The organism is Klebsiella sp. 1SOBk10mer, from assembly GCF_046602535.1.
Taxonomy (GTDB): Bacteria; Pseudomonadota; Gammaproteobacteria; order Enterobacterales; family Enterobacteriaceae; genus Klebsiella; species Klebsiella quasipneumoniae.
Window position 1 is genome coordinate 98,368 of record NZ_JBKIUP010000008.1, and the last position, 22,148, is coordinate 120,515.

At 59.2% G+C, this 22,148-nt stretch carries 21 protein-coding genes; 7 read left to right on the forward strand and 14 right to left on the reverse strand.

All coding sequences use genetic code 11. The features are described from left to right. Positions 1-251: 251 nt before the first annotated feature. The 5 genes from livF to livK all read right to left on the reverse strand — a co-directional run bounded on the left by livF (position 252) and on the right by livK (position 5,102). On the reverse strand, positions 252-965 hold the full coding sequence (gene livF, locus ACLH1I_RS20230) for a high-affinity branched-chain amino acid ABC transporter ATP-binding protein LivF (protein ID WP_004145133.1): 714 nt from the start codon (positions 963-965) through the stop codon (positions 252-254). Between the two features lies 1 nt (position 966). After that, positions 967-1,734 carry a high-affinity branched-chain amino acid ABC transporter ATP-binding protein LivG gene (gene livG / locus ACLH1I_RS20235; RefSeq protein WP_002920803.1) on the reverse strand — a complete coding sequence of 256 codons (768 nt, stop codon included), beginning with the start codon at positions 1,732-1,734 and terminating at the stop codon, positions 967-969. Continuing rightward, positions 1,731-3,008, reverse strand: coding sequence for a branched chain amino acid ABC transporter permease LivM (gene livM / locus ACLH1I_RS20240; RefSeq protein WP_004202111.1), 1,278 nt, complete (start codon positions 3,006-3,008; stop codon positions 1,731-1,733). Before livM ends, livG begins: the two co-directional genes overlap by 4 nt. Beyond that, a complete protein-coding gene (livH, locus tag ACLH1I_RS20245) occupies positions 3,005-3,931 on the reverse strand; it encodes a high-affinity branched-chain amino acid ABC transporter permease LivH (RefSeq protein WP_151629246.1) in 927 nt (308 codons plus the stop codon). Before livH ends, livM begins: the two co-directional genes overlap by 4 nt. A 61-nt stretch (positions 3,932-3,992) precedes the next feature. Next, positions 3,993-5,102: a high-affinity branched-chain amino acid ABC transporter substrate-binding protein LivK gene (gene livK, locus ACLH1I_RS20250; protein WP_002920808.1), complete on the reverse strand. Its 1,110-nt coding sequence runs from the start codon at positions 5,100-5,102 to the stop codon at positions 3,993-3,995. Between the two features lie 423 nt (positions 5,103-5,525). Here livK and panM point away from each other — a divergent pair, with 423 nt between their 5' ends. Beyond that, positions 5,526-5,909: an aspartate 1-decarboxylase autocleavage activator PanM gene (panM, locus tag ACLH1I_RS20255; protein WP_004202106.1), complete on the forward strand. Its 384-nt coding sequence runs from the start codon at positions 5,526-5,528 to the stop codon at positions 5,907-5,909. 325 nt (positions 5,910-6,234) lie between these two features. On the opposite strand, the gene livJ is transcribed toward panM, so the two are convergent. The 3 genes from livJ to ACLH1I_RS20270 form a co-directional block, all read right to left on the reverse strand. Continuing rightward, positions 6,235-7,338, reverse strand: coding sequence for a branched chain amino acid ABC transporter substrate-binding protein LivJ (livJ, locus tag ACLH1I_RS20260; protein WP_002920812.1), 1,104 nt, complete (start codon positions 7,336-7,338; stop codon positions 6,235-6,237). 257 nt (positions 7,339-7,595) lie between these two features. Continuing rightward, entirely contained in the window at positions 7,596-8,840 is a 1,245-nt protein-coding gene (locus tag ACLH1I_RS20265) for an aromatic amino acid transport family protein (RefSeq protein WP_017899980.1), read from the reverse strand. A 147-nt stretch (positions 8,841-8,987) separates the two neighbouring features. Then, on the reverse strand, positions 8,988-10,253 hold the full coding sequence (locus ACLH1I_RS20270; RefSeq protein WP_004202103.1) for a 4-aminobutyrate--2-oxoglutarate transaminase: 1,266 nt from the start codon (positions 10,251-10,253) through the stop codon (positions 8,988-8,990). A gap of 118 nt (positions 10,254-10,371) precedes the next feature. Between ACLH1I_RS20270 and ACLH1I_RS20275 the strand changes: the two genes are divergently transcribed. Further along, on the forward strand, positions 10,372-11,895 hold the full coding sequence (locus tag ACLH1I_RS20275; protein ID WP_065878840.1) for a PLP-dependent aminotransferase family protein: 1,524 nt from the start codon (positions 10,372-10,374) through the stop codon (positions 11,893-11,895). A gap of 45 nt (positions 11,896-11,940) precedes the next feature. On the opposite strand, the gene rpoH is transcribed toward ACLH1I_RS20275, so the two are convergent. The 4 genes from rpoH to ftsY form a co-directional block, all read right to left on the reverse strand. Beyond that, complete coding sequence (gene rpoH / locus ACLH1I_RS20280; protein ID WP_002920815.1) at positions 11,941-12,795, reverse strand: RNA polymerase sigma factor RpoH; 855 nt, start codon at positions 12,793-12,795, stop codon at positions 11,941-11,943. Between the two features lie 269 nt (positions 12,796-13,064). After that, positions 13,065-14,120: a permease-like cell division protein FtsX gene (ftsX, locus tag ACLH1I_RS20285; protein WP_002920816.1), complete on the reverse strand. Its 1,056-nt coding sequence runs from the start codon at positions 14,118-14,120 to the stop codon at positions 13,065-13,067. After that, complete coding sequence (gene ftsE / locus ACLH1I_RS20290) at positions 14,113-14,781, reverse strand: cell division ATP-binding protein FtsE (RefSeq protein WP_004202097.1); 669 nt, start codon at positions 14,779-14,781, stop codon at positions 14,113-14,115. The genes ftsX and ftsE overlap by 8 nt, the downstream gene beginning before the upstream one ends. Before the next feature lie 2 nt (positions 14,782-14,783). Continuing rightward, complete coding sequence (gene ftsY, locus ACLH1I_RS20295; protein ID WP_049002846.1) at positions 14,784-16,307, reverse strand: signal recognition particle-docking protein FtsY; 1,524 nt, start codon at positions 16,305-16,307, stop codon at positions 14,784-14,786. A 182-nt stretch (positions 16,308-16,489) separates the two neighbouring features. Between ftsY and rsmD the strand changes: the two genes are divergently transcribed. Next, positions 16,490-17,086, forward strand: coding sequence for a 16S rRNA (guanine(966)-N(2))-methyltransferase (rsmD, locus tag ACLH1I_RS20300; RefSeq protein ID WP_004202093.1), 597 nt, complete (start codon positions 16,490-16,492; stop codon positions 17,084-17,086). Beyond that, positions 17,076-17,351: a DUF1145 family protein gene (locus ACLH1I_RS20305; protein ID WP_004202092.1), complete on the forward strand. Its 276-nt coding sequence runs from the start codon at positions 17,076-17,078 to the stop codon at positions 17,349-17,351. The genes rsmD and ACLH1I_RS20305 overlap by 11 nt, the downstream gene beginning before the upstream one ends. A 13-nt stretch (positions 17,352-17,364) precedes the next feature. Here the strand turns inward: ACLH1I_RS20305 and ACLH1I_RS20310 are convergent, their stop codons facing one another. Continuing rightward, a complete protein-coding gene (locus ACLH1I_RS20310; RefSeq protein ID WP_025999214.1) occupies positions 17,365-17,715 on the reverse strand; it encodes a DUF2500 domain-containing protein in 351 nt (116 codons plus the stop codon). Positions 17,716-17,865: 150 nt separating this feature from the next. Here ACLH1I_RS20310 and ACLH1I_RS20315 point away from each other — a divergent pair, with 150 nt between their 5' ends. After that, the gene (locus ACLH1I_RS20315) at positions 17,866-18,492 is read left to right on the forward strand and encodes a lysoplasmalogenase (protein WP_004202090.1); all 627 of its coding nucleotides are present in this window, start codon (positions 17,866-17,868) and stop codon (positions 18,490-18,492) included. Positions 18,493-18,570: 78 nt separating this feature from the next. After that, positions 18,571-20,781: a Zn(II)/Cd(II)/Pb(II) translocating P-type ATPase ZntA gene (zntA, locus tag ACLH1I_RS20320; protein WP_049116348.1), complete on the forward strand. Its 2,211-nt coding sequence runs from the start codon at positions 18,571-18,573 to the stop codon at positions 20,779-20,781. 190 nt (positions 20,782-20,971) lie between these two features. Here the strand turns inward: zntA and tusA are convergent, their stop codons facing one another. Continuing rightward, positions 20,972-21,217, reverse strand: coding sequence for a sulfurtransferase TusA (gene tusA, locus ACLH1I_RS20325; protein ID WP_002920858.1), 246 nt, complete (start codon positions 21,215-21,217; stop codon positions 20,972-20,974). Between the two features lie 206 nt (positions 21,218-21,423). On the opposite strand from tusA, the gene ACLH1I_RS20330 reads away from it, so the two are divergent. After that, positions 21,424-22,089, forward strand: coding sequence for a 7-cyano-7-deazaguanine/7-aminomethyl-7-deazaguanine transporter (locus ACLH1I_RS20330; RefSeq protein WP_151629244.1), 666 nt, complete (start codon positions 21,424-21,426; stop codon positions 22,087-22,089). The last annotated feature ends 59 nt before the right edge of the window (positions 22,090-22,148 follow it).

Below are 22,148 nucleotides of genomic sequence, written 5' to 3' on the forward strand. Positions count from 1 at the left end.
CCGGATGCGCGATTTCACGCGTTTTATGCTCGCGGGGTAACATGACATGTTCGAATTACAGAAAAATAACTTTTTTATTACAAAAAAAAGATAGTAACGGGTCAGAGAGATGACAAGCCGATGAAAGGACGGGGGAAGTAAAGTGGGAGCTGAGACACGGATAATAGTTGTGCGATCGGCTCCCGGGGTCGGCGCAAGCGCCTCGCCCGGGCTACAAACCGGCGAACTGAACGACGCCGGGTTGCGATGAATTAACCGCCGAGATAGGCGCTGCGCACCGCCTCGTTGGCCAGCAGCGCGTCGCCGGTATCCTCCAGCACCACGTGACCGTTCTCCAGCACGTAGCCGCGGTCGGCCAGCTTCAGCGCCTGGTTGGCGTTCTGCTCGACGAGGAAGATAGTCATCCCCTGCTCGCGCAGTTGCTCAATGGTATCGAAGATCTGCTGAATAATGATCGGCGCCAGCCCTAATGACGGTTCATCCAGCAGCAGCAGACGCGGCTGGCTCATCAGAGCGCGACCGATCGCCAGCATCTGCTGTTCGCCGCCGGACATGGTGCCGGCGCGCTGGATACGGCGCTCGTGCAGACGCGGAAACAGCTCATACACCCATTTGATGCGGGTCTGGAACTGATCGCGGTCGGCAAAGAAACCGCCCATCGCCAGGTTCTCTTCCACCGTCATACGCGAAAAGACGCGCCGCCCTTCCGGGACGATCGCCACCGCCTCGCGCATGATCTTCGCCGTCTGCCAGTCGGTAATATCCTTACCGTCAAAGACAATGCGCCCGCTGGAGGCGCGCGGATCGCCGCACAGCGTGCCGAGCAGGGTGGTTTTCCCCGCGCCGTTGGCGCCGATAAGCGTCACAATCTCGCCCTGTTTGATATGCAGGCTGACGTTGTGCAGCGCCTGAATCTTGCCGTAGTGGGCGCTGACGTTGTCAAAAGTTAACATCGCGTTTTCCATCTTATGCCTCACCAAGGTATGCGCGGATCACGTCCGGGTTATTACGAATCTCTTCCGGCGTCCCGTTGGCCAGCGGTGTCCCCTGGTTCACGACGTAGATGCGATCGGAAATGCCCATCACCAGCTTCATATCGTGTTCGATAAGCAGGATGGTGGTGTTGTGATGGTTACGCAGCTCGGCGATAAGCTCGTCCAGCTCTTTGGTCTCTTTCGGGTTCAGCCCCGCCGCGGGTTCATCGAGCATCAGAATTTCCGGCTGGGTCACCATGCAGCGGGCAATCTCCAGCCGGCGCTGGTCGCCATAGGCCAGGTTGCTGGCCTGGCGGTTAGCGTGCTCCAGCAGGCCGATACGCTCCAGCCAGGTGGCCGCGCGGTCCAGCGCTTCGCTCTGCGCCCGACGGAAGGCCGGCGTTTTCAGCAGACCGGAGAAGAGTCCGGTTTTCAGCTGCTGATGTTGCGCCACCAGCAGGTTTTCAATCACCGTCATTTCGCGGAACAGACGCACGTGCTGGAAGGTCCGCACCACGCCCATCCGGGCAATCTGCTGGCCCGGCAGCCCTTCCAGATGCTGGTCGCGCAGCAGAATGGTGCCGCCGGTAGGCTTGTAGAAACCGGTCAGGCAGTTAAAGACCGTGGTCTTCCCGGCGCCGTTGGGGCCGATCAGCGAGACGATCTCGCGCTCTCTGAGCTCCAGCGACACATTGTTGACGGCCAGCAGACCGCCGAAACGCATCATCAGGCCGCTGACGGATAATAATGGCTGACTCATGCCTGCTCTCCTTTCGCCTGACCGTTTTTCAGCTTCAACTGCACGCGCGTCATTGGCAGAAGCCCCTGCGGACGCCAGATCATCATCAGCACCATCAGGCCGCCGAGCATTAACATGCTGTATTCGTTAAAGTCACGCATCAGCTCACGCGACACCACCAGCAGAATAGCCGCCAGGATCACCGCGAACTGCGAGCCCATCCCGCCCAGCACGACGATCGCCAGTACGAAGGCGGACTCGGCGAAGGTAAAGGATTCCGGACTGACGAAACCCTGGCGCGCGGCGAACAGCGTCCCGGCAAATCCGGCAAACGCGGCGCTGATGGTAAAGGCGGTCAGCTTAATGCGCGTCGGGCTCAGGCCCAGCGAACGACAGGCGATTTCATCTTCACGCAGCGCTTCCCACGCCCGCCCCAGCGGCATCCGCAGCAGGCGGTTGATAACGAACAGGCTCAGCACCACCAGCAGCAGCGCCACCAGGTAGAGGAAAATCACCCGGTCGGAGGGATCGTATTTGACGCCGAAGAAGTTGCTGAAGGTATCCCAGCCGCCTTCGCGGGCGCTACGGCTAAACTCGAGGCCAAAGAAGGTCGGTTTCGGGATCTGGCTGATGCCGTTCGGCCCGCCGGTGATTTCGGTATTGTTGAGCAGCAGAATACGCACGATCTCGCCAAAGCCTAAGGTCACAATCGCCAGGTAGTCGCCGCGCAGACGCAGTACCGGGAAGCCGAGCAGGAAGCCAGCCGCCGCGGAGACCAGGCCGGCCAGCGGCAGACAGGTCCAGAAACCGAGACCGTAATAGTGGTTCAGCAGCGCGAAAGTGTAGGCGCCGATGGCGTAGAACCCGCCGTAGCCCAGCACCAGCAGGCCGGAAAGCCCGACCACCACGTTCAGCCCGAGACCGAGGATGATATAGATCATCGTCAGGGTGGCGATATCCACCGTGCCGCGCGACACCATAAACGGCCAGGCCACGGCAATGACCAGCAGGGCGATCAGGAACAGCTTCTGCTTCACCGTTGAGCCGTCAATCGCCGGCATAATAAACTTCGGCCCGGAGACGTTCTTAACCGCTTTCTGGAACAGCGGCCGCAGCAGCTGGAAGAAAAAGACCACCGCGGTGCCGATGAAGATCCACTGCCAGCGAATATCGGCGGCGGTATCCACCACCAGTTTGGTGCCGTTCAGCTCCAGCTGCACGCCCATAAAGACGCCCGCCAGAATGAAGAACATCGCAGCAGAGAGCAGCGCCATTGCAATTTGCATCGGTTTCATACTTTTTCAACCTCCGGGCGGCCCAGAATGCCGGTCGGCATTACTAACAGCACCAGAATCAGCAGCGCGAAGGAAACCACGTCCTTATATTCAGTGCTGAGATAGGCAGAAGAGAGCGCTTCGGCAATACCCAGGATCAGGCCGCCGATCATCGCGCCCGGAATACTGCCGATACCGCCGAGCACGGCGGCGGTGAAGGCCTTCATCCCGGCCATAAAGCCGATGTAGGGGTTAATCACGCCGTAGAACTGCCCCAGCAGCACGCCGGCCACCGCCGCCATCGCTGCGCCTATGACAAAGGTCAGGGCGATAACGCGGTCGGTATTAATCCCGAGCAGGCTGGCCATTTTCAGGTCTTCGGCACAGGCGCGGCAGGCGCGTCCCATCCGCGAGTAGCGAATGAACAGCGTCAGGGTCAACATGGCGATAAAAGTCACCACCCAGATCACCAGCTGCATGGTGGTGATCGTCGCGGAGAAGCTGTCGCTGTGGCCGACAACCCACTGGCCGTTAAACAAGCTCGGCAGCGCCACGTCGCGGGAGCCCTGGGTCAGGCTGACGTAGTTCTGCAGGAAGATAGACATCCCGATAGCGGAGATCAGCGCAATAAGACGTTTGGAGTTACGCACCGGCCGATAGGCTACGCGCTCAATGCTCCAGCCGTAGGCGCTGGCAATCACAATGGCGCCCACGAAGCCGGCGGCGACCAGCAGCCAGCTGGTGTCGATGCCCATCATCATCAGCGCGGCGATGATCATGAAGGAGACATAGCTGCCAATCATATAGACCTCGCCGTGGGCGAAGTTGATCATGCCGATAATGCCGTACACCATCGTATAGCCGATGGCGATCAGCGCATAGGTACTGCCCAGCGTGACGCCGTTAAACATCTGCTGCAGAAAATAGAGAAACTGCTCGGACATAAGGTAACCTTTTTCAAACCGCCCGCGGTTCGCGGGCGGAGGGATAACTCATCTTCAGCGCTTATTTCGCCGCGCTCGAAGAGCCGTCGGCGTGCCACTGGAAGACACCAAACTCAAATCCCTTCAGATCGCCTTTTTCATCCCAGGTCAGCGGCCCAATCACGGTTTTCGCCCCGTGCGCTTTCAAATCTTTGATTAAATCCAGCGGCTGCTGGCTGCCGGTTCTGTCCATCGCCTGCGCCAGCGACTGAACCGCGGCGTAAGTGATCCAGACATACGGCCCGCTCGGATCTTTCTTCTCCGCTTTCAGCGCGTTGACGATGGCGCTGTTGGCAGGGTCCTGATCGTAGCGTTTTGGCATTGTCACCAGCATCCCTTCCGCCGCGGCGCCCGCGATATTGGACAGCGAGGCGTTGCCGACCCCTTCCGGCCCCATAAACACGGTTTTCAGCCCGACGGAGCGCGCCTGGCGCAGCATCTGCCCCATTTCCGGGTAGTAACCGCCGTAGTAGACGAAGTCGATGTTCTCTTTCTTCAGGCGCGCCAGCAGGGCGGAAAAATCTTTTTCACCCGCGGTGATGCCGTCAAAGAAGACGATGTTGGCCCCGGCTTTCTTCAGGTTGTCCTGCACCGAACGCGCCAGCCCTTCGCCGTACTGCTGCTTGTCATGAATGATAGCGATACGCTGCGGTTTCACTTTCTCGACGATATATTTCGCCGCGGTCGGCCCCTGCGAGGAGTCGAGGCCGGCGGTACGCATGATGTACTGGTATCCGCGCTGGGTCAGCTCCGGGTTGGTCGCTCCCGGGGAGATCATCAGGATGCCTTCATCCTCATAGATATCGGAAGCCGGCTGGGTGGAAGAGGAGCACAGGTGGCCGATAACGTACTGAATACCGTCGTTGACGATTTTGTTGGCTACCGCGACCGCTTGCTTCGGATCGCAGGCGTCGTCGTATTCGACGGCCACCAGCTTGTCGCCCTTAATGCCGCCGCTGGCGTTGATGTCTTTAATCGCCTGACGCGCGCCATTGAACTCCATGTCGCCCCACTGGGCCACCGGACCCGACATCGCGCCGACCACGGCGACCTTAATATCCTTGGCCATCGCCGCGTGCGACATCGCTAATGCGACAATGCCCGCGACGATGGTTTTCGCGTTCCTTTTCATGCTGCAGAACCCCGTTCGTGATGTGGTGTAAATGTTTTGTATTTTTATGGTTAAAAAGCATTCTGTGCTTTTATTAAACAACGCCATTTTTACCATTGAGTTTAATGGTTTAGCGCAGCTTTTCACTAAAAAACAGATTAAAATCTCTATTTTTCAGTCGATTAAGCAAAGATAATATTCTGTATTTTGCTGAAGATAAACAAAAAAAAGTCCATGCGGCAGCATAAAATAACGACACATAAGGCGGAATAAAACGCTGCACATTAGGTTAAAATTCTGCTTATTTTTCGATCCATGACGGATTGCGCTACCCCAACAACGCCAGGAAAACGAATCCCCTGATGTATGCGCAAAAAACAGCGCTCCGCCAGACAGCAATTTTGGGTACACTGGCGCCTCTGTTTTGCACTGGACTTGCCGCCCATGAAACTGACCATTATCCGTTTACAGCACTTCAGCGATCAGGATCGCATTGATCTGGGAAAAATCTGGCCGTCGCAGGATCTGTCGACGCTGACCCTTGATGAAAACCATCGTCTCTACGCCGCCCGCTTTAACGAGCGCCTGCTGGGCGCCGTGCGCGTTACCCTGCGCGGCGTTGAAGGTGAGCTCAGCGATCTGTGCGTGCGTGAAGTGACCCGCCGCCGCGGCGTCGGGCAATATTTAGTGGAAGAGACATTACGGGATAACCCGACGATCAATAGCTGGCGCGTCGCCGACCGTGGGGTGGAAGACCGCGGCGTGATGGCGGCCTTTATGCAGGCGCTCGGCTTTAGCGCCCAGCACACCGGTTGGGAAAAGCATTAAGCTGTAGCCCCGGTAAGCGCAGCGCAACCGGGGTCAGACAACGCATTTGCAGCGTGAAAGGCGCCCCGCCCATTTAACCCAGCATTTCGCGTGGCAAAAAGGCGTCAAGACCCGAAATCCCCGGGAGCTTACATCAGTAAGTGACCAGGGTTGAGGGTCGCAGACAATGCATTTGCAGCGTGAAAGGCGCCCCCGCCCATTTAACCCAGCATTTCGCGTGGCAAAAAGGCGTCAACACCCGAAATCCCCGGGAGCTTACATCAGTAAGTGACCGGGGTTGAGGGTCGCAGACAACGCATTTGCAGCATGAAAGGCGCCGGTTAAATTATTTGGCGTCGGTCGCCGTACCATTCGCATGCCAGGTAAAGACACCGAACTCGAATCCTTTCAGGTCGCCTTTCTGATCCCATGACAGCGGGCCCATCACGGTGTCCACGGTCGCGCCTTTCAGGTATTTAGCGATTTCCGCCGGATCGTCAGACTGATTCAGGCCCGCCTGCAGCGACTGCAGCGCCGCGTAGGTGGTCCAGACGAAGGCGCCGCTCGGATCCTGTTTTTTCGCCTTGATCGCATCCACAATCGGTTTGTTCGCCGGCACCTGGTCGTAGTTCTTCGGCTTGGTCACCAGCAAACCTTCCGCCGACTCGCCGGCAATGTTAGACAGGGAGACGTTCGCTACGCCTTCCGGGCCCATAAACTGGGTTTTCAGACCGGCAGCGCGGGCCTGACGCAGGATCTGGCCCATTTCCGGGTGATAGCCGCCATAGTAGACGAAGTCGATATTCTCTTTCTTCAGGCGCGCCACCAGCGTGGAGAAGTCTTTCTCACCGGCGGTGATCCCGTCGAAGAAGACCACGTTCGCCCCGCCTTTTTTCAGGCCATCCTGCACCGCACGGGCCAAACCTTCGCCGTACTGCTGTTTGTCATGCACCACTGCGATACGCTGCGGCTTCACTTTGTCGAGAATGTATTTCGCCGCGGTTGGTCCCTGGTCGGAGTCCAGTCCGGTGGTGCGCAGGATCAGCTTATAGCCGCGCGCGGTCAGCTCCGGCGCGGTCGCTGCCGGGGTGATCATCAGAATGCCTTCGTCTTCATAGATATCAGACGCCGGCTGAGTGGAAGAGGAACACAGGTGGCCGATAACGTATTTGATCCCGTCGTTGACCACTTTGTTGGCGACCGCTACCGCCTGTTTCGGGTCGCAAGCGTCATCATATTTTACGATCTGCAGCTTATTGCCCTTAATGCCGCCCTTAGCATTGATATCCGCTACCGCCTGCTCGGCGCCGGTAAATTCCTGATCGCCGTACTGGGCCACCGGGCCGGACATCGCCCCGACTACCGCGATTTTGATATCTTCCGCCAGCGCCGCGCTGCTCATAACTAAGGCAATACATCCTGCCAGTAACGCTTTACCCTTCATATTCATCCTGAGGCTCCCCATTATTATGGTTTTTGCATTTGTTGTGATGTTGTTTGTTAGCGCATTATTTTGTTTATATCGATAGGAAAAGCATATGATAGCTAATCTACCGGGGGCTGCTCGCGCTTTTGCAGCACACTATGCTAAACATACCGTCATTCTGAGGAATTTGAAACGACTAAATTGCGGGCTATATAACAGATAAGTGACAAATAAAAAAACCGCGCCAGCATGAACCGGACGCGGTGCAAAACAGGCCCTAATTACCAGCCAGCGGGCAGGTAGCCTACCGCGGACGCTATCGCGTAGACGGCGCTGCAAAGATACAACAACACAATGAAGCATTGGATAAGCGGATGGGTCATCCAGGCCGGACAGGTCCAGCCCGGCGTCAGGTCGCCACGCTGGCGGGCGCCCTTGAGCATCAGGATCGGCATAATCGATAAAATAACGCCGCTGAACACCCCGGCAAAATAGAGCGCGTTGACGAAGGAGACCATGCCGCTGTAGGCCAGCGCGAACGGCGGGATCGCCACCACCAGCAGCACCATCAGGCGACGGGCGGGCTGTTCGTCATTCCCCAGGCGGAACTGATCGAAGATATTGGTCAGGAAGCTGCCGCCCAGTCCCCAGTAGGAGGTCAACATCGCGCACAGCGCAAACAGGTTGGCGGAGAAGAAGGCCCATTCGCCAAGCGCCCTGCCCCAGGAGATGGTGGCCACATCCGAAATATTCTCCAGGCCGTTAAGCGAGATCACCGACAGCGGCACCAGCGCCAGCAGGGTAAAGGTCAGCGCCATGCCGACCATAATGGCTTTAGGCAATTTTTCCGGTTTGTCGGCGAAGCCCCGCGCCATTTCCGGGACGATATACTGTGCCGAGAAGCAGAACGCCACGACGTTGAAGACCGGAACCATATACAGCCAGTTGCCGTCGAGCAGATAGCCCACGCGGGTGGTCTCTTTCAGCAGCGTGGCAATCACCAGCACCGAGATCATCACCACCATGCCGATGCTGATAAATTTCTCGCCGCGGCCGATCGCCTTCAGCCCCAGATAGAGCACCCCTGCCGCCGGGACGAAAAACAGCACGCTGCCCAGCGCCGGCGAGATGCCAAACAGCGAGTGCAGCAGCTTGCCGCTGCCGGTCATATAAGCCGTCAATGCCCCGACGCTGTTGACGCAGACGGAGAGGAACATCATTAGCGCGCCGAAGCCGCCGACGTAGCGCTTTGATAATCCGCTGAGCTGCAGATGTTTACGCGTGCGGAGCGTGGATTCCGCGACATAGAGCATGGTCACCGTGGTCAGACTACCCACCAGCACCAGCCAGAACAGCAGTGGTAAAAAGCCCGCTTTGCTTGACGCATAGGCGATAGAGAGGACACCCGCGCCAATATTGGTACCGACAATCATCGATACCCCTTCGACGAAGCTCAGAGATTTTGCAGGGACAGCCGTACGTTCCCGGCCGGTGAGGACGGGAGAAAAGGTGGAGTTTTCAGACATAATACTTTCCGTTTTACTCCGGCGGTTTTCACCGCCGGAAAAAAGGTGATATCAGGGTGATAAACCACTCACGCTGAGCATAAACAGCCGGCTGCGGCGTCCTGTTTCTGTTCGGCTTCCCTGCCGCCGCAGCCCGCCGGGGAGACGTTAGCTCTTCAGTACGCGCGCCAGAATATCCAGCGCTTTCGAGAACTGGGCATCCGGAATCGTCAGCGGATAGAGGAAGCGGATCACGTTGCCGTAGACGCCACAGCTCAGCAGCAGCAGGCCGTTCTCCTGCGCTTTCTGTTGCACCTGGCGGGTGAACTCCGGCGACGGCTCGCCAGTTTGCGGATCGTTAAACTCCACTGCCACCATCGACCCCCGGCCGCGGACATCGACAATCGCCGGACAGGTGGCGCGCGCCTGGTTGAGCACTTCCTGCAGATGGCTACCCAGCTGCTCAGCGCGCTGGCACAGCTGCTCTTCGGCAATCACATCCAGCACCGCGTGCGCCGCGGCCACCGCCAGCGGGTTACCGGCATAGGTCCCGCCCAGTCCGCCTGGCGCTGGGGCATCCATTACCTCGGCGCGACCAACGACGCCCGACAGCGGGAAACCGCCGGCGAGGCTTTTCGCCATCGTCATCAGATCCGGTTTCACATCATAATGCTGCATGGCGAACAGCTTGCCGGTACGAGCGAAACCGGTCTGCACTTCATCGGCGATCAGCAGAATGCCATGGGTATCGCACAGGTCGCGCAGCGCCTGCATGAAATCGGCCGGCGCGACGTTAAAGCCGCCTTCCCCCTGGATCGGCTCGAGGATGATGGCCGCGACCTGATCCGGCGCAATATCCGCTTTGAAAATGCGCTCCAGGCTTTTCAGCGCATCCGCTGTGGTCACGCCATGCGCCGCATTCGGGTAGACACCGTGATACACCGAGCCCGGGAACGGCCCGAAGCCGATTTTGTAGGGTGCGACCTTACCGGTGAGGGCCATGGTCATAAAGGTACGGCCGTGGAAGCCGCCGCCGAAAGTAATCAGCCCCGGACGGCCGGTGTAAGCGCGGGCAATTTTCACCGCGTTCTCGACCGCTTCCGCGCCGGTGGTGAAGAAGGCCGTTTTTGCCGGCCCGTCAATCGGCGCCAGATCGTTGATACGTTCCGCCAGCGTGACATAGCTTTCGTACGGCACAATCTGATAGGCGGTGTGGGTGAACGCCTGCAGCTGGTCAGCGACCGCGGCAACCACCTTCGGATGACGGTGACCAGTATTTAACACGGCGATACCGGCGGCGAAATCGATCACCTCATTGCCTTCGATATCCCACAGCGTGGCGTTCTCCGCCTTCTCGACAAAGTAGTTACACATTACGCCTACGCCGCGCGGCGTCGCCTGCTGGCGACGTTGATTCAGTTCTGAGCTTTTCACCTGCGAATCTCCTGTCGTGTATGTCACGTTATCGCAACAAATTAGAAACGATGTCGTTTATTTACACAGGAGTTGGCCCTATAATCGAGTACCAATTTTGAATATCTGAGGGATCCAATTGCGTTCGCTGGTGGGTGACCTGGTGCTGGTCCGTCTGCAGGAAGAGCGCGACCCTCTTCTGCACAAACGCTTATACAACGCGCTTCGCCGCGCGATCCTTGACGGTTCGCTGGCGCCGCAAAGCCGCCTGCCGCCGTCGCGGGACCTGGCGGGAGAACTCGGCGTATCAAGAAACACCATATTAACAACTTATGAACAATTACTGGCGGAAGGATATGTGGTTTCCCGTCGGGGAAGCGGAACATTCGTTGCCCAAACCGCGCCTGAAAGTTCATTGACCGCTAAGGGGAAGCGGGAAAACAGCAGTATCGCGACTTCGACGGCGCACCTTTCACGCCGCGGCCAGCACCTGCTCGGCCAGGTCAGCGCCAGCCCACGCCAGTGGGGAGCGTTTATTCCCGGCGTACCGGACGTTAACGCCTTTCCCCATCCGCTGTTCAGCAAGATCCAGGCGCGCATCAGCCGTCGGCCAAAGCCCGAGCGGCTCAGCTACAGCTGCAACGGCGGTACCCCGGAGCTGCAGCAGGCGCTGGTGGATTATCTGCGGGTATCGCGCGGCGTCCACTGTCAGGCAGATCAAATTCTTATCACCGAGGGGATCCACCAGGCTATCGATCTGGTCACCCGCATGCTGTGCGACAGCGGCGATCTGGCGTGGGTGGAGGAGCCTTCCTACTGGGGCATTCGCCACCTGCTGGCGATGAACGACGTCCGGGCGGAGCCCCTGACCGTCGATGCCAACGGCCTGTGTCCGCCGGAAACGGTTGACGATGCGCCGCGGCTCATCTTTGTCACCCCCTCTCACCAGTATCCGCTGGGCGCAGTGATGAGCCTTGAACGTCGTCAGCGGCTGCTGGCGCTCGCCCGCCAGCAGGGGAGCTGGATCGTCGAAGATGATTATGACAGCGAGTTTCGCTTTTCCGGCCAGCCCATCCCCGCCCTGCAGGGGCTGGTGGCCGACGCGCCGGTGGTCTATATCGGCACCTTCAGTAAAACGCTCTATCCCGGCCTGCGTCTGGGCTATGTGGTGATCCCCCGTCCGCTGGTCAGCGATCTGAAGCACGCCCACGCCGAGCTTTACCGCGGCGGCCATTCGCTGATCCAGATGGCGCTGGCGGAGTTTATTACCGCTGGTCACTACTCGGCCCATATCCGCCGCATGCGCCTGCTCTACAGCCGTCGCCGCGCCTTTTTAACCGAGCTGATTCAGCGGCACTGTATGCCCGACGCCCTGTCGGACTTCAGCGATAATGCCGGGCTGCATTTGATCCTCAATTTACCGGAAGAGGCTGACGATGTGGCGATCGCCCGCGAGGCCAATGCACGCCACATTCTGGTGCGGCCGCTCTCGCGCTACTACCTGACGGCGGCGCGTAAGAAAGGATTATTGATGGGATTTGCCAGCCAGCCCGAGGAGCAGATGGCGCCGGCATTTAGCGTGCTGATCGGCTGCCTGCGGACGCACTGTCCAGAGGTGCTGCGGCCCATGGATGGCGCAGAAAAACAAAACGCCCCAACCTGAGGCGGGGCGTTATCGGGTTGCCTGGCGTCAGGCAGGGGTGGCGTATCAGGCTTCGATCGCCGCACGCAGTTTTTTCATGGCGTTCTTTTCCAGCTGACGCACGCGCTCTGCGGAGACGCCGTAGCGGTCAGCCAGCTCCTGCAGCGTGGACTTGTTGTCTTCGTCCAGCCAGCGGGCGCGGATGATATCCTGGCTACGCTCGTCCAGGCCCTGCATCGCGTCAGTCAGCTTATTCGCCGCCTGCTCTTCCCAGTTATCGTCTTCGATGCCGTCGGCAAAGTTTGACGTTTTGTCCTGCAGATACAGGACCGGCGCCATCGGCTGGCTGTCGGACTCATCGTCGGACGACATGTCGAAGGTCATGTCCTGGGCCGCCATACGGGATTCCATCTCGCGGACGTCTTTGCTCGACACGCCCAGCTCACGGGCCACCATTTCCACTTCATCCTGGTTGAACCAACCCAAACGCTGTTTGGTTTTACGCAGGTTAAAGAACAGCTTACGCTGTGCTTTGGTGGTAGCGACCTTCACGATACGCCAGTTGCGCAGCACGTATTCGTGAATTTCGGCTTTAATCCAGTGCACGGCGAAGGAGACCAGGCGCACACCCACTTCCGGGTTGAAGCGACGCACGGCTTTCATCAGGCCGATATTGCCTTCCTGGATCAGATCCGCCTGCGGCAGGCCATAGCCCGAGTAGTTACGAGCAATGTGAACAACAAAGCGCAGGTGAGACAGAATCAGCTTTTTCGCTGCTTCCAGATCGCCCTGGTAATGCAGCTTTTCAGCAAGCTCCCGCTCTTCATCAGCCGACAGCATCGGCCAAGTGTTAGCGGCCCGGATATACGATTCCAGGTTACCAACGGGGGCTAAAGCTAAAGTTTGCATTTCTTTGGTCATTCAAATCCTCTCAATTGATATCTTCTGACGTGGTCTTGTCCCCATCAGGCAACAAGCATGCCAGCATTCATGAGCAACGAGAATATCACTCACATTAGTATCAGACAGTGATTTTATCCACAAGTTCCATGCAACGGTGTGAATAAATTACGCACAAAATGTGACACCACGATGAAAAAGTGAGGGCAGGAAAAGGAGAACAAGCTTGCGGTATCTTTCCCTGCGAACAGGAACTCATTGCAGCAGGGAAAGATTATATCACGCTTTTTTTAATCGGGAGTAAAGTGACGTAAATGTTGCACTGTCGCCAGCCAGGCGGCTACCCAGCCGATCATCGAGCAGACGATCAGCATCAGCAGACACTCGTCAAAGCCTAAGCCGCTTAGCTCAAACTGGGTGCCGAACACCTTCGCCACTTCGGTCACTGCCGACGAGAGACGCATCACCAGAATCTCCGACAGGATCAGCGATAAAAACGCGCCGGAGAAGCCCAGCATCGCCCCGCCGTAGAGGAACGGACGCAGGATAAAGCCGTCGGTAGCGCCGATCAGTTTCTGCACGTTAATGGTATCGCGGCGGGCGAAGATGCTCAGGCGCACGCTGTTGCCGATCACCAGGAACACCGCCGCCACCATCAGCACGCCAATCATCGCCGACACGCGGCCCACCAGCCCGGTGAGCGAGGAGAGGCGGGCAAACCAGCTGTCGTCCATCCGCACCTCATCGACCCCCTGGATCCGCGATACCCGATCGCGCAGGGTGTTCAGCGCTTCCGTGCTCTGGAAATCCAGCTTCGGCACCACGATGGCGACCGCCGGCAGCGGGTTCTCTTCCAGCATATCCAGGGCGCCGCCAAAGCCGGACCAGTTACGGAATTCACCCAATGCCTCGTCACGTGACAAATAGTTCACCTTGTCGACGCCCTGCTCCGCCTGCAGCTGACCTACCACCCGCGCCGCGGCGTCGTCATCCAGCGTTTTTTCCAGATACACGGTGATCTGCGGCGAGGGATAGTACTGTGACGCCGCGCTGCTGACGTTTTTGTAGACCATGTAGCAGACGCTTGGCAGGGTCAACGAGATGGCGATAACCATCACCGTCAGGAAGGTGGCCAGCGGTGTGCTTTTTAAATCCTGGAGCGCGCCGTGCCAGGCGTAGCGCACCTGCTCGTTGAACACGTTGCTCTTACGCGAGGCCGGGTTAGGCGCCGCTTTCGGCCGTTTTGGCGCATTGCGCCCGCCGCCGCCGCCGCCCGCCGCGTTGCGCAGGCGATCGAACTTGCTGCCGAACTGGCGGATTTGGTTCATTGCGTCGCGCTTATTCACCCCGAATGCCTCCATGCAGATGGCCGTCGCTGAGCGTCAGCACGCGGTACGGACGGCTGGAGATAAGCCCCAGATCGTGCGTGGCCATCAGTACCGTCACCCCGACGCGGTTAAACTCTTCAAACAGACGTAAAATCCCCTCCGAGAGCGCCTCGTCGAGGTTACCGGTCGGTTCATCCGCCAGCAGCACCGCCGGCTTGTTGACCACCGCGCGAGCGATCCCCACGCGCTGCTGCTCGCCGCCGGAGAGCTGAATCGGAAAGTTCTTCGCTTTGTCCAGCAGCCCGACCTTATCCAGCGCCGCCGAGACCCGGCGACGAATGTCATCGCCGCTGGCGCCGGCGATAATCAGCGGGATCGCCACGTTGTCATACACGGTGCGATCCATCAGCAAATGGTGGTCCTGGAAAATCATGCCGATCTGACGGCGCAGGAACGGCACCTCACGGCTCTTCAGGCGGCTGATTTCATGACCGCTGAAGAAGATTTTGCCGGCGCTGGGCCGTTCGATACCACAGATAAGCTTCAGCAGGGTACTTTTCCCTGCGCCGGAGTGGCCGGTCAGAAACGCCATCTCGCCCGGCTGCAGGTGGAAGTTCACCCCCTGCAGCGCTTGTCTCCCACCGAGATAGGCTTTGCTGACTTGTTCAAAGCGAATCATTCTTAATCCTCTCGGGCAAAAAGTGCCTCAATAAAGTCGCCCGCATTAAACGGACGCAGATCCTCAATACGCTCGCCGACGCCAATATAGCGAATCGGAATGCCGAACTGGTCGGCCACCGAGAAGATCACGCCGCCTTTGGCGGTGCCATCCAGCTTGGTTAGGGTGATCCCGGTCAAACCTACCGCCTCATGGAACAGTTTGGCCTGGCTAATGGCATTCTGCCCGGTGCTGGCGTCGATGGTTAACATCACCTCATGCGGCGCGTCGACGTCCAGCTTTTTCATCACCCGGACGATCTTCTTCAGCTCTTCCATCAGGTGCGATTTATTCTGCAGACGCCCGGCGGTATCGGCAATCAGCACATCAACATGGCGCGCCTTCGCCGCCTGAATGGCGTCGAAAATCACCGAAGCGGAATCGGCGCCGGTGTGCTGGGCGATCACCGGGATATTGTTACGCTGCCCCCAGACCTGCAACTGTTCTACCGCCGCCGCACGGAAGGTATCCCCCGCCGCCAGCATCACCGATTTGCCCTGCTGCTCAAACTGACGCGCCAGCTTGCCGATGGTGGTGGTTTTCCCCACCCCGTTCACGCCGACCATCAGAATAACAAATGGCGTTTTGCCTTCAACGTTCAGCGGCGCATCCACTTTGGCGAGAATCTCACCCATCTCTTCTTTCAGCAGGCCGTACAGCGCCTCCGCATCGCGCAGCTGCTTACGGCTGGCACCCTCAGTGAGGTTAGTAATGATCTTGCGGGTGGTCTCCACCCCGACATCAGCGATCAGCAGCTGCTCTTCCAGCTCTTCAAACAGATCGTCGTCGATCTTCTTACCGCGGAACAGGCTGATAAATCCGGAACCGAGATTTTCTTTTGTTTTCAGAAGACTACGTTTTAGGCGGGCAAAAAAGCCTTCTTTCGTCGGTTTTTCCTGCTCCTGGGCCAGTTCTTCCACCGGCGCCTCGTCTTCTGGCGCCGGCACCACCACCGCCGCCTCTTCTGCCGCCTCGGCCGCCAGCGCCTGCGCTTCCAGCTCTTCATCGCTTAACGGCGCGTCCTCTTCCGGCGCTTCCGTCTCCTGCGGCTGGGCAACAGCATCCTCTACAGGCTGCTCAGCCACGACCTCCGCCGCCACCGGTTCGGCGATAACCTCTTCCGCCAGCGACTCAACCACCGCAGGCTGTTCAGGCGGTTCGCTGACTGCGGGATCCGGTTCAACAACAGGCGCTTCTTCGGTCAGAGCAGGCGCTTCCACCCACTCTTCTTCCTGCGCGCTGGCAGGCTCCGCAAGGTGGGCCTTTTCGTTTTCGACCACCGTCTCGGTGACGTCGACGACCTCTTCGGCAAACGCCTCCGGGTCCGCTTTCGGCGCGCTCGGCTCGGCAGGGGTTTCCGCCGCCGGCGTCTCATCGGCAACCGCTTGTTGTTCTTCTACTTTTTGTTCAGTCTCGGTTTCCTGTGCCTGTTCTTTCTGTCCAAAGCCCAGCCAGGAAAAGAAGCCACGTTTTTTCTCTTTTGCCATTTGCGACCACACTCCTCGCTGTTTATTCATGGCGCAGCTTCATCAGAAGCTGAAAAAATGATGAAATTAGTTGGATAGTCTATCACTTAACTTAACTCGCAGCACCGCCCCCGGATTAAGGTTTCGTCAACCGCCGTCGATCGCTAGAATAGCAGGCCGGAAGTTGAGACTTGAGCAGAGAGATGAAAAAACCAAACCACGCGGGCAGCGGTCAGATCCGCATCATCGGCGGGCAATGGCGCGGCCGTAAATTACCGGTGCCGGAGAGCCCGGGCCTGCGGCCGACCACCGACCGGGTTCGCGAAACCCTTTTTAACTGGCTGGCGCCGTCCATCGTTGACGCGCACTGCCTCGACTGCTTTGCCGGCAGCGGCGCGCTGGGGCTTGAGGCGCTGTCCCGCTATGCGGCCAGCACTACGCTACTGGAGATGGAGCGCGGCGTCGCTCAGCAGTTGCAAAAAAACCTGGCCACCCTGAAAGCGGATCGCGGCAAGGTGATCGCGACCAACACCCTCAGCTTCCTGAGCCAACCGGGCACGCCGCATGAGATCGTATTCGTCGACCCACCGTTCCGTCAGGGGCTGCTGGAGGAGACGCTGCGCCTGCTGGAAACGCAGGGCTGGCTGGCCGATGAGGCCCTGGTGTACGTCGAAAGCGAAGTCGAAAACGGTTTACCGCCGGTACCGGCAAACTGGCATCTGTATCGTGAAAAAGTGGCCGGACAGGTCGCGTACCGTCTTTACCAACGTGAGGCCCAAGGAGAGAACCATGCTGATTAATTTAGGCCGCCTGCTGATGCTGTGCGTCTGGGCCTTTCTGTTATTGAATCTGTTTCAGCCCTTCCCGAAGCCGCTGAATATCTTCGTCAACGTCGCGCTGATTTTTATGATCCTGATGCATGGTCTGCAGCTGACGCTGCTCAAGGCGACGCAGCCGAAAGATGCCCCGCCGCTGGGCCGCTTTGAGCAAATCCGCATTTTTATCTTCGGCGTGTTTGAGCTCGTCGCCTGGCAGAAAAAACTGAAGGCGACGCTGAAGAAATAGTCCTGACAAGGGCTCAGGGATCGGGCGTAAACGCCACGAACGCTGTGCCCTTATAACTCAACATCCCGCGATCGCCGACGCTCAGCGCATGATACTGCGGCGCGTCAAGGCGAAACACCACCTCCAGCCCGCCGCTCTCAGGGCGAAAGCTCGCTTCATAGCGCATCTCGCTGCCCGCAGGCGTCACCGTCTGCTGGCGCGAACGCCGATCGTTAATCACTTTTTCCCGCTTATTGCTGACGATCACCCGCTTTTGCAACACCGGCGCGGCGTCGTTCGCCAGTTTTTCGCGGCGCTGCTGCACATAGCGAAACGAAGCCGCCACCACAATCACCGCGACGACCAGAACAAAAAAGAGCGGCATTTTACTCATTAAGGTTACCCATAAAAAATATCAGGAATCAGCATACTGCGACTGGAATAACATTGTCATCTGCTGCGCCAAACCACTACACTGAGTGGTAGCTTCACGCATCCGTAACTTTCTTTATGATAACAGATACAGGGACTTACTATGCTTTGGTCATTTATTGCTGTCTGTTTCTCCGCATGGCTTTATGTCGATGCATCCTATCGCGGGCCGGCCTGGCGACGCTGGGTATTTAAACCTGTCACCCTGATTCTGTTGCTGTTGCTGGCCTGGCAGGCGCCGATGTTCAATGCCATCAGCTACCTGGTGCTGGCTGGCCTGTGCGCCTCGCTGCTCGGCGACGCCCTCACCCTGCTGCCGCGTCAGCGGGTGATGTACGCGGTGGGCGCCTTCTTCCTGTCGCATCTGCTGTATACCATCTGGTTTGCCAGCCAGCTGACGCTGTCGTTCTTCTGGCCGCTGCCGCTGGTGCTGCTGGTATTCGGCGCCCTGCTGATGGCGGTGATCTGGAGCCGCCTGGAAGAAATGAAAATGCCGGTGCTGACCTTTATCGGCATGACGCTGGTGATGGTCTGGCTGGCCGGTGAGCTATGGTTTGCCCGCCCTACCGACACCGCGCTGTCCGGTTTCGCCGGCGCCGCTCTGCTGCTGCTGAGCAATGCCGTGTGGCTGGTAAGTCACTATCGTCGCCGTTTCCGCGCCGATAACGCCATTGCCGCCGCGTTTTACTTTGCCGGCCACTTCCTCATCGTGCGCGCGCTGTACCTGTAATTTAGTCCTTGACTCTGGAGTCGACTCCAGAGTGTATCCTACGGCTAATGAGAAAATTATCATTTACCGGAGGGTGCCATGTCGACTCCAGACGCGCAGGATAAAAAAGTCCCACAATTCTCGTCATTCACCATGCGGCCAGCGCCCGCCCCGGCGGAGAGCTGCTGCACAGACCACGCCTGCGCCGTAGAGAGCGCACCAGCTGCCGAAGCGCTTAGCGACGCCCGCTACAGCTGGCAGGTTGCCGGCATGGACTGCGCCGCCTGCGCCCGCAAGGTGGAAACGGCGGTTCGTCAGGTGCCCGGCGTCAGTCAGGTTCAGGTGCTGTTCGCCACGGAAAAATTATTGGTTAACGCTGAAGGCGACGTTCGCGCCCAGGTTGAGCAGGCGGTACGTCAGGCAGGCTATACGCTGCGCGATGCCGATGCCCCCGCGTCAGAGAAAACGCAGGGCTCGCGGCTGCGCGACAATTTACCGTTGCTGACGCTGGTCATTATGATGGCCCTGAGCTGGGGGCTGGAGCAGGCCAACCACCCTGCCGGTCAGTTAGCCTTTGTTGCCACCACCCTGGTCGGCCTGTGGCCGGTTGCCCGCCAGGCGATGCGCCTGATCAAAAGCGGGAGCTGGTTCGCCATTGAAACGCTGATGAGCGTCGCCGCCATCGGAGCGCTGTTTATCGGCGCCACCGCAGAGGCGGCGATGGTCCTGCTACTGTTCCTGATCGGCGAGCGTCTCGAAGGCTGGGCCGCCAGCCGCGCGCGGCAGGGCGTGAGCGCGCTGATGGCGCTGAAGCCCGACACCGCCATCCGTCTGCGCAACGGCGTGCGGGAAACCGTCGCCCAGCGTGACCTGCGTCCCGGAGATGTGATTGAAGTGGCTGCCGGCGGGCGTCTGCCGGCGGATGGACAACTGCTGTCGCCGTTTGCCAGCTTTGATGAAAGCGCCCTGACCGGCGAGTCGGTGCCGGTGGAGCGCCAGGCCGGAGAACGGGTAGCGGCGGGCGCCACCAGCGTCGACCGCCTGGTGCAGCTGACCGTGATCTCCGAACCGGGCGACAGCGCCATCGACCGCATCCTGAAGCTGATTGAAGAGGCGGAGGAACGTCGGGCGCCGATCGAGCGTTTTATCGACCGCTTCAGCCGGATCTACACTCCGGCCATTATGGTGGTGGCCCTGTTGGTGGCCATTGTCCCGCCGCTGTTCTTCGCCAGCGCCTGGCTGCCATGGATCTATAAAGGCTTAACGCTGCTGTTGATCGGCTGCCCGTGCGCGCTGGTCATCTCCACCCCGGCGGCCATCACCTCCGGCCTGGCGGTCGCCGCCCGACGCGGGGCGCTGATCAAAGGCGGCGCGGCGCTGGAACAGCTGGGCCAGGTGCGCCAGGTGGCGTTCGATAAAACCGGCACCCTGACCGTCGGGCAGCCGCAGGTGACCTCGGTCATCGCCACGGCTGAGAATGACGACAACGCGCTGCTGGCGCTGGCGGCGGCGGTGGAGCAAGGCTCCAGCCATCCGTTGGCGCAGGCCATCGTCCGAGAAGCGCAGCGGCGCCAGCTGAGCATTCCGCTGGCCAGCGGCCAGCGGGCGCTGGCAGGTTCCGGTATCGAAGCCGAGGTCAACGGCAGCCGGATTTTAATCTGCGCGGCCAGCAAAGCCGCCCCGGCAGAGTATGAGGCGCAGATCCAGCAGCTGGAGAGCGCCGGGCAAACGGTGGTGCTGGTCATGCGCGGCGAGACGCTTCTCGGCATCCTGGCGCTGCGCGACACCCTGCGCGACGACGCACGTCAGGCAGTGGATGCCTTACACCAGTTGGGGGTGCAGGGGGTGATCCTCACCGGGGATAACCCGCGCGCCGCGGCGGCCATCGCCAGCGAACTGGGGCTGGAATTCCGCGCCGGCCTGCTGCCGGCGGACAAAGTCGAAGCGGTGATGGCGTTGAATGCCGATGCGCCGCTGGCGATGGTCGGGGACGGTATCAACGACGCCCCGGCGATGAAAGCGGCGACCATCGGCATCGCCATGGGCAGCGGTACCGACGTGGCGCTGGAGACTGCCGACGCCGCGCTGACCCACAACCGTCTGACCGGCCTGGCGCAGATGATTTCCCTGGCGCGGGCGACTCACGCCAATATCCGCCAGAACATCGCGATTGCCTTAGGGCTGAAGGGGATTTTCCTTGTCACCACCCTGCTCGGCCTGACCGGTCTGTGGCTGGCGGTGCTGGCGGATACCGGCGCCACCGTGCTGGTAACGGCTAACGCGCTGCGGTTATTGCGTAAGAAGTTGTAGCATAGATACCGGTTTCCCTGCTCGCGCTACGCTTAGCAGGGCTACGGTTCCAGACCGTCGGGTAGCCCGGATAAGGCGCTACGCGCCGCCATCCGGGGTATTCCCTGCTCGCGCTACGCTTAGCAGGGCTACGGTTCCGGACCGTCGGGTAGCCCGGATAAGGCGCTACCCGCCGCCATCCGGGAGAGGCTCAGTGGCTTTTGCGGATCAGGTAGCGGTACGGCAGGGCTTCGGTTTCCTGGGCCACCAGCTCATGCTCCATAAAGCGGCAGAATCCCGGGATATCGCGGGTGGTGGCCGGATCGTCAGCAATAATCAGCAGCGTCTCGCCCACCGGCATCGTCCGCACGGTTTTACGCACCATCATGACCGGCTCCGGGCAGCGGAGTCCCAGGGCATCCAGAGTGTGGTCAGGAGTGGAGAAAAGTTCGCTCATTTTAGTCTCACGTCAACAAAACGGCCCTAGTTTACCCCCTGCTCGCCAGTACGCAAGCCAGGTTAACGTTTGCGCGAAAAACAACCATTGCATTACGCCGGCAACGCAGTATCATGCAGCCGTTTTTAATTGGGTTCCCTCACCCCAACGTTCCGCTGCCGATTGCTCATTTACCTGAAGCATGACGGGCATAAAAAGGTCACAATATGAATCCGTTTACTACCGTACAGCGCAAAAAAGCGCTCGTCTGGCTTTCGCTATTTCATCTGCTGGTGATTACCTCCAGCAACTATCTGGTTCAGCTGCCGATCTCCATCTTTGGTTTCCATACCACCTGGGGCGCGTTCAGTTTTCCGTTTATCTTCCTCGCCACCGATCTGACGGTGCGAATTTTTAGCGCACCGCTGGCGCGACGCATTATTTTTGCGGTGATGGTCCCGGCGCTGGTCATCTCCTACGCCATCTCCGCCCTGTTTTACATGGGCGAGTGGCAGGGCTTCGCCGCGCTGGGCACCTTTAATCTCTTCGTCGCGCGCATCGCCATCGCCAGCTTTATGGCCTATGCGCTGGGGCAGATCCTTGACGTCCACGTCTTCAACCGCCTGCGGCAGAGTCGTCACTGGTGGCTGGCCCCCACCGCCTCGACGCTGTTCGGCAACATCAGCGATACCGTAGCGTTCTTCTTCATCGCCTTCTGGCGCAGCCCGGATCCGTTTATGGCCGCTCACTGGGGGGAAATCGCCCTCGTCGACTACAGCTTTAAAGTGCTTATCAGCATCATTTTCTTCCTGCCGATGTACGGCGTGCTGTTAAATATGCTGTTGAAAAGGCTGGCGGATAAATCTGATTTGTCGGCATTGCAGCCGAGTTAAAGGTACTCGCGGACTGATGTGTTAAGATAGCCGGATGAGCCATTAGTGGCCGTTTATCG

Excerpts from the sequence above, each read along its gene's own strand:
- ftsY (WP_049002846.1), bottom strand. The coding sequence starts at position 16,307 with ATGGCAAAAGAGAAAAAACGTGGCTTCTTTTCCTGGCTGGGCTTTGGA.
- ftsE (WP_004202097.1), bottom strand. The coding sequence starts at position 14,781 with ATGATTCGCTTTGAACAAGTCAGCAAAGCCTATCTCGGTGGGAGACAA.
- ACLH1I_RS20330 (WP_151629244.1), top strand. The coding sequence starts at position 21,424 with ATGAATCCGTTTACTACCGTACAGCGCAAAAAAGCGCTCGTCTGGCTT.
- ACLH1I_RS20310 (WP_025999214.1), bottom strand. The coding sequence starts at position 17,715 with ATGCCGCTCTTTTTTGTTCTGGTCGTCGCGGTGATTGTGGTGGCGGCT.
- livF (WP_004145133.1), bottom strand. The coding sequence starts at position 965 with ATGGAAAACGCGATGTTAACTTTTGACAACGTCAGCGCCCACTACGGC.
- ACLH1I_RS20315 (WP_004202090.1), top strand. The coding sequence starts at position 17,866 with ATGCTTTGGTCATTTATTGCTGTCTGTTTCTCCGCATGGCTTTATGTC.
- ACLH1I_RS20265 (WP_017899980.1), bottom strand. The coding sequence starts at position 8,840 with ATGTCTGAAAACTCCACCTTTTCTCCCGTCCTCACCGGCCGGGAACGT.
- rpoH (WP_002920815.1), bottom strand. The coding sequence starts at position 12,795 with ATGACCAAAGAAATGCAAACTTTAGCTTTAGCCCCCGTTGGTAACCTG.
- livK (WP_002920808.1), bottom strand. The coding sequence starts at position 5,102 with ATGAAAAGGAACGCGAAAACCATCGTCGCGGGCATTGTCGCATTAGCG.
- livH (WP_151629246.1), bottom strand. The coding sequence starts at position 3,931 with ATGTCCGAGCAGTTTCTCTATTTTCTGCAGCAGATGTTTAACGGCGTC.
- ACLH1I_RS20305 (WP_004202092.1), top strand. The coding sequence starts at position 17,076 with ATGCTGATTAATTTAGGCCGCCTGCTGATGCTGTGCGTCTGGGCCTTT.
- panM (WP_004202106.1), top strand. The coding sequence starts at position 5,526 with ATGAAACTGACCATTATCCGTTTACAGCACTTCAGCGATCAGGATCGC.
- livG (WP_002920803.1), bottom strand. The coding sequence starts at position 1,734 with ATGAGTCAGCCATTATTATCCGTCAGCGGCCTGATGATGCGTTTCGGC.
- tusA (WP_002920858.1), bottom strand. The coding sequence starts at position 21,217 with ATGAGCGAACTTTTCTCCACTCCTGACCACACTCTGGATGCCCTGGGA.
- livJ (WP_002920812.1), bottom strand. The coding sequence starts at position 7,338 with ATGAATATGAAGGGTAAAGCGTTACTGGCAGGATGTATTGCCTTAGTT.
- zntA (WP_049116348.1), top strand. The coding sequence starts at position 18,571 with ATGTCGACTCCAGACGCGCAGGATAAAAAAGTCCCACAATTCTCGTCA.
- rsmD (WP_004202093.1), top strand. The coding sequence starts at position 16,490 with ATGAAAAAACCAAACCACGCGGGCAGCGGTCAGATCCGCATCATCGGC.
- livM (WP_004202111.1), bottom strand. The coding sequence starts at position 3,008 with ATGAAACCGATGCAAATTGCAATGGCGCTGCTCTCTGCTGCGATGTTC.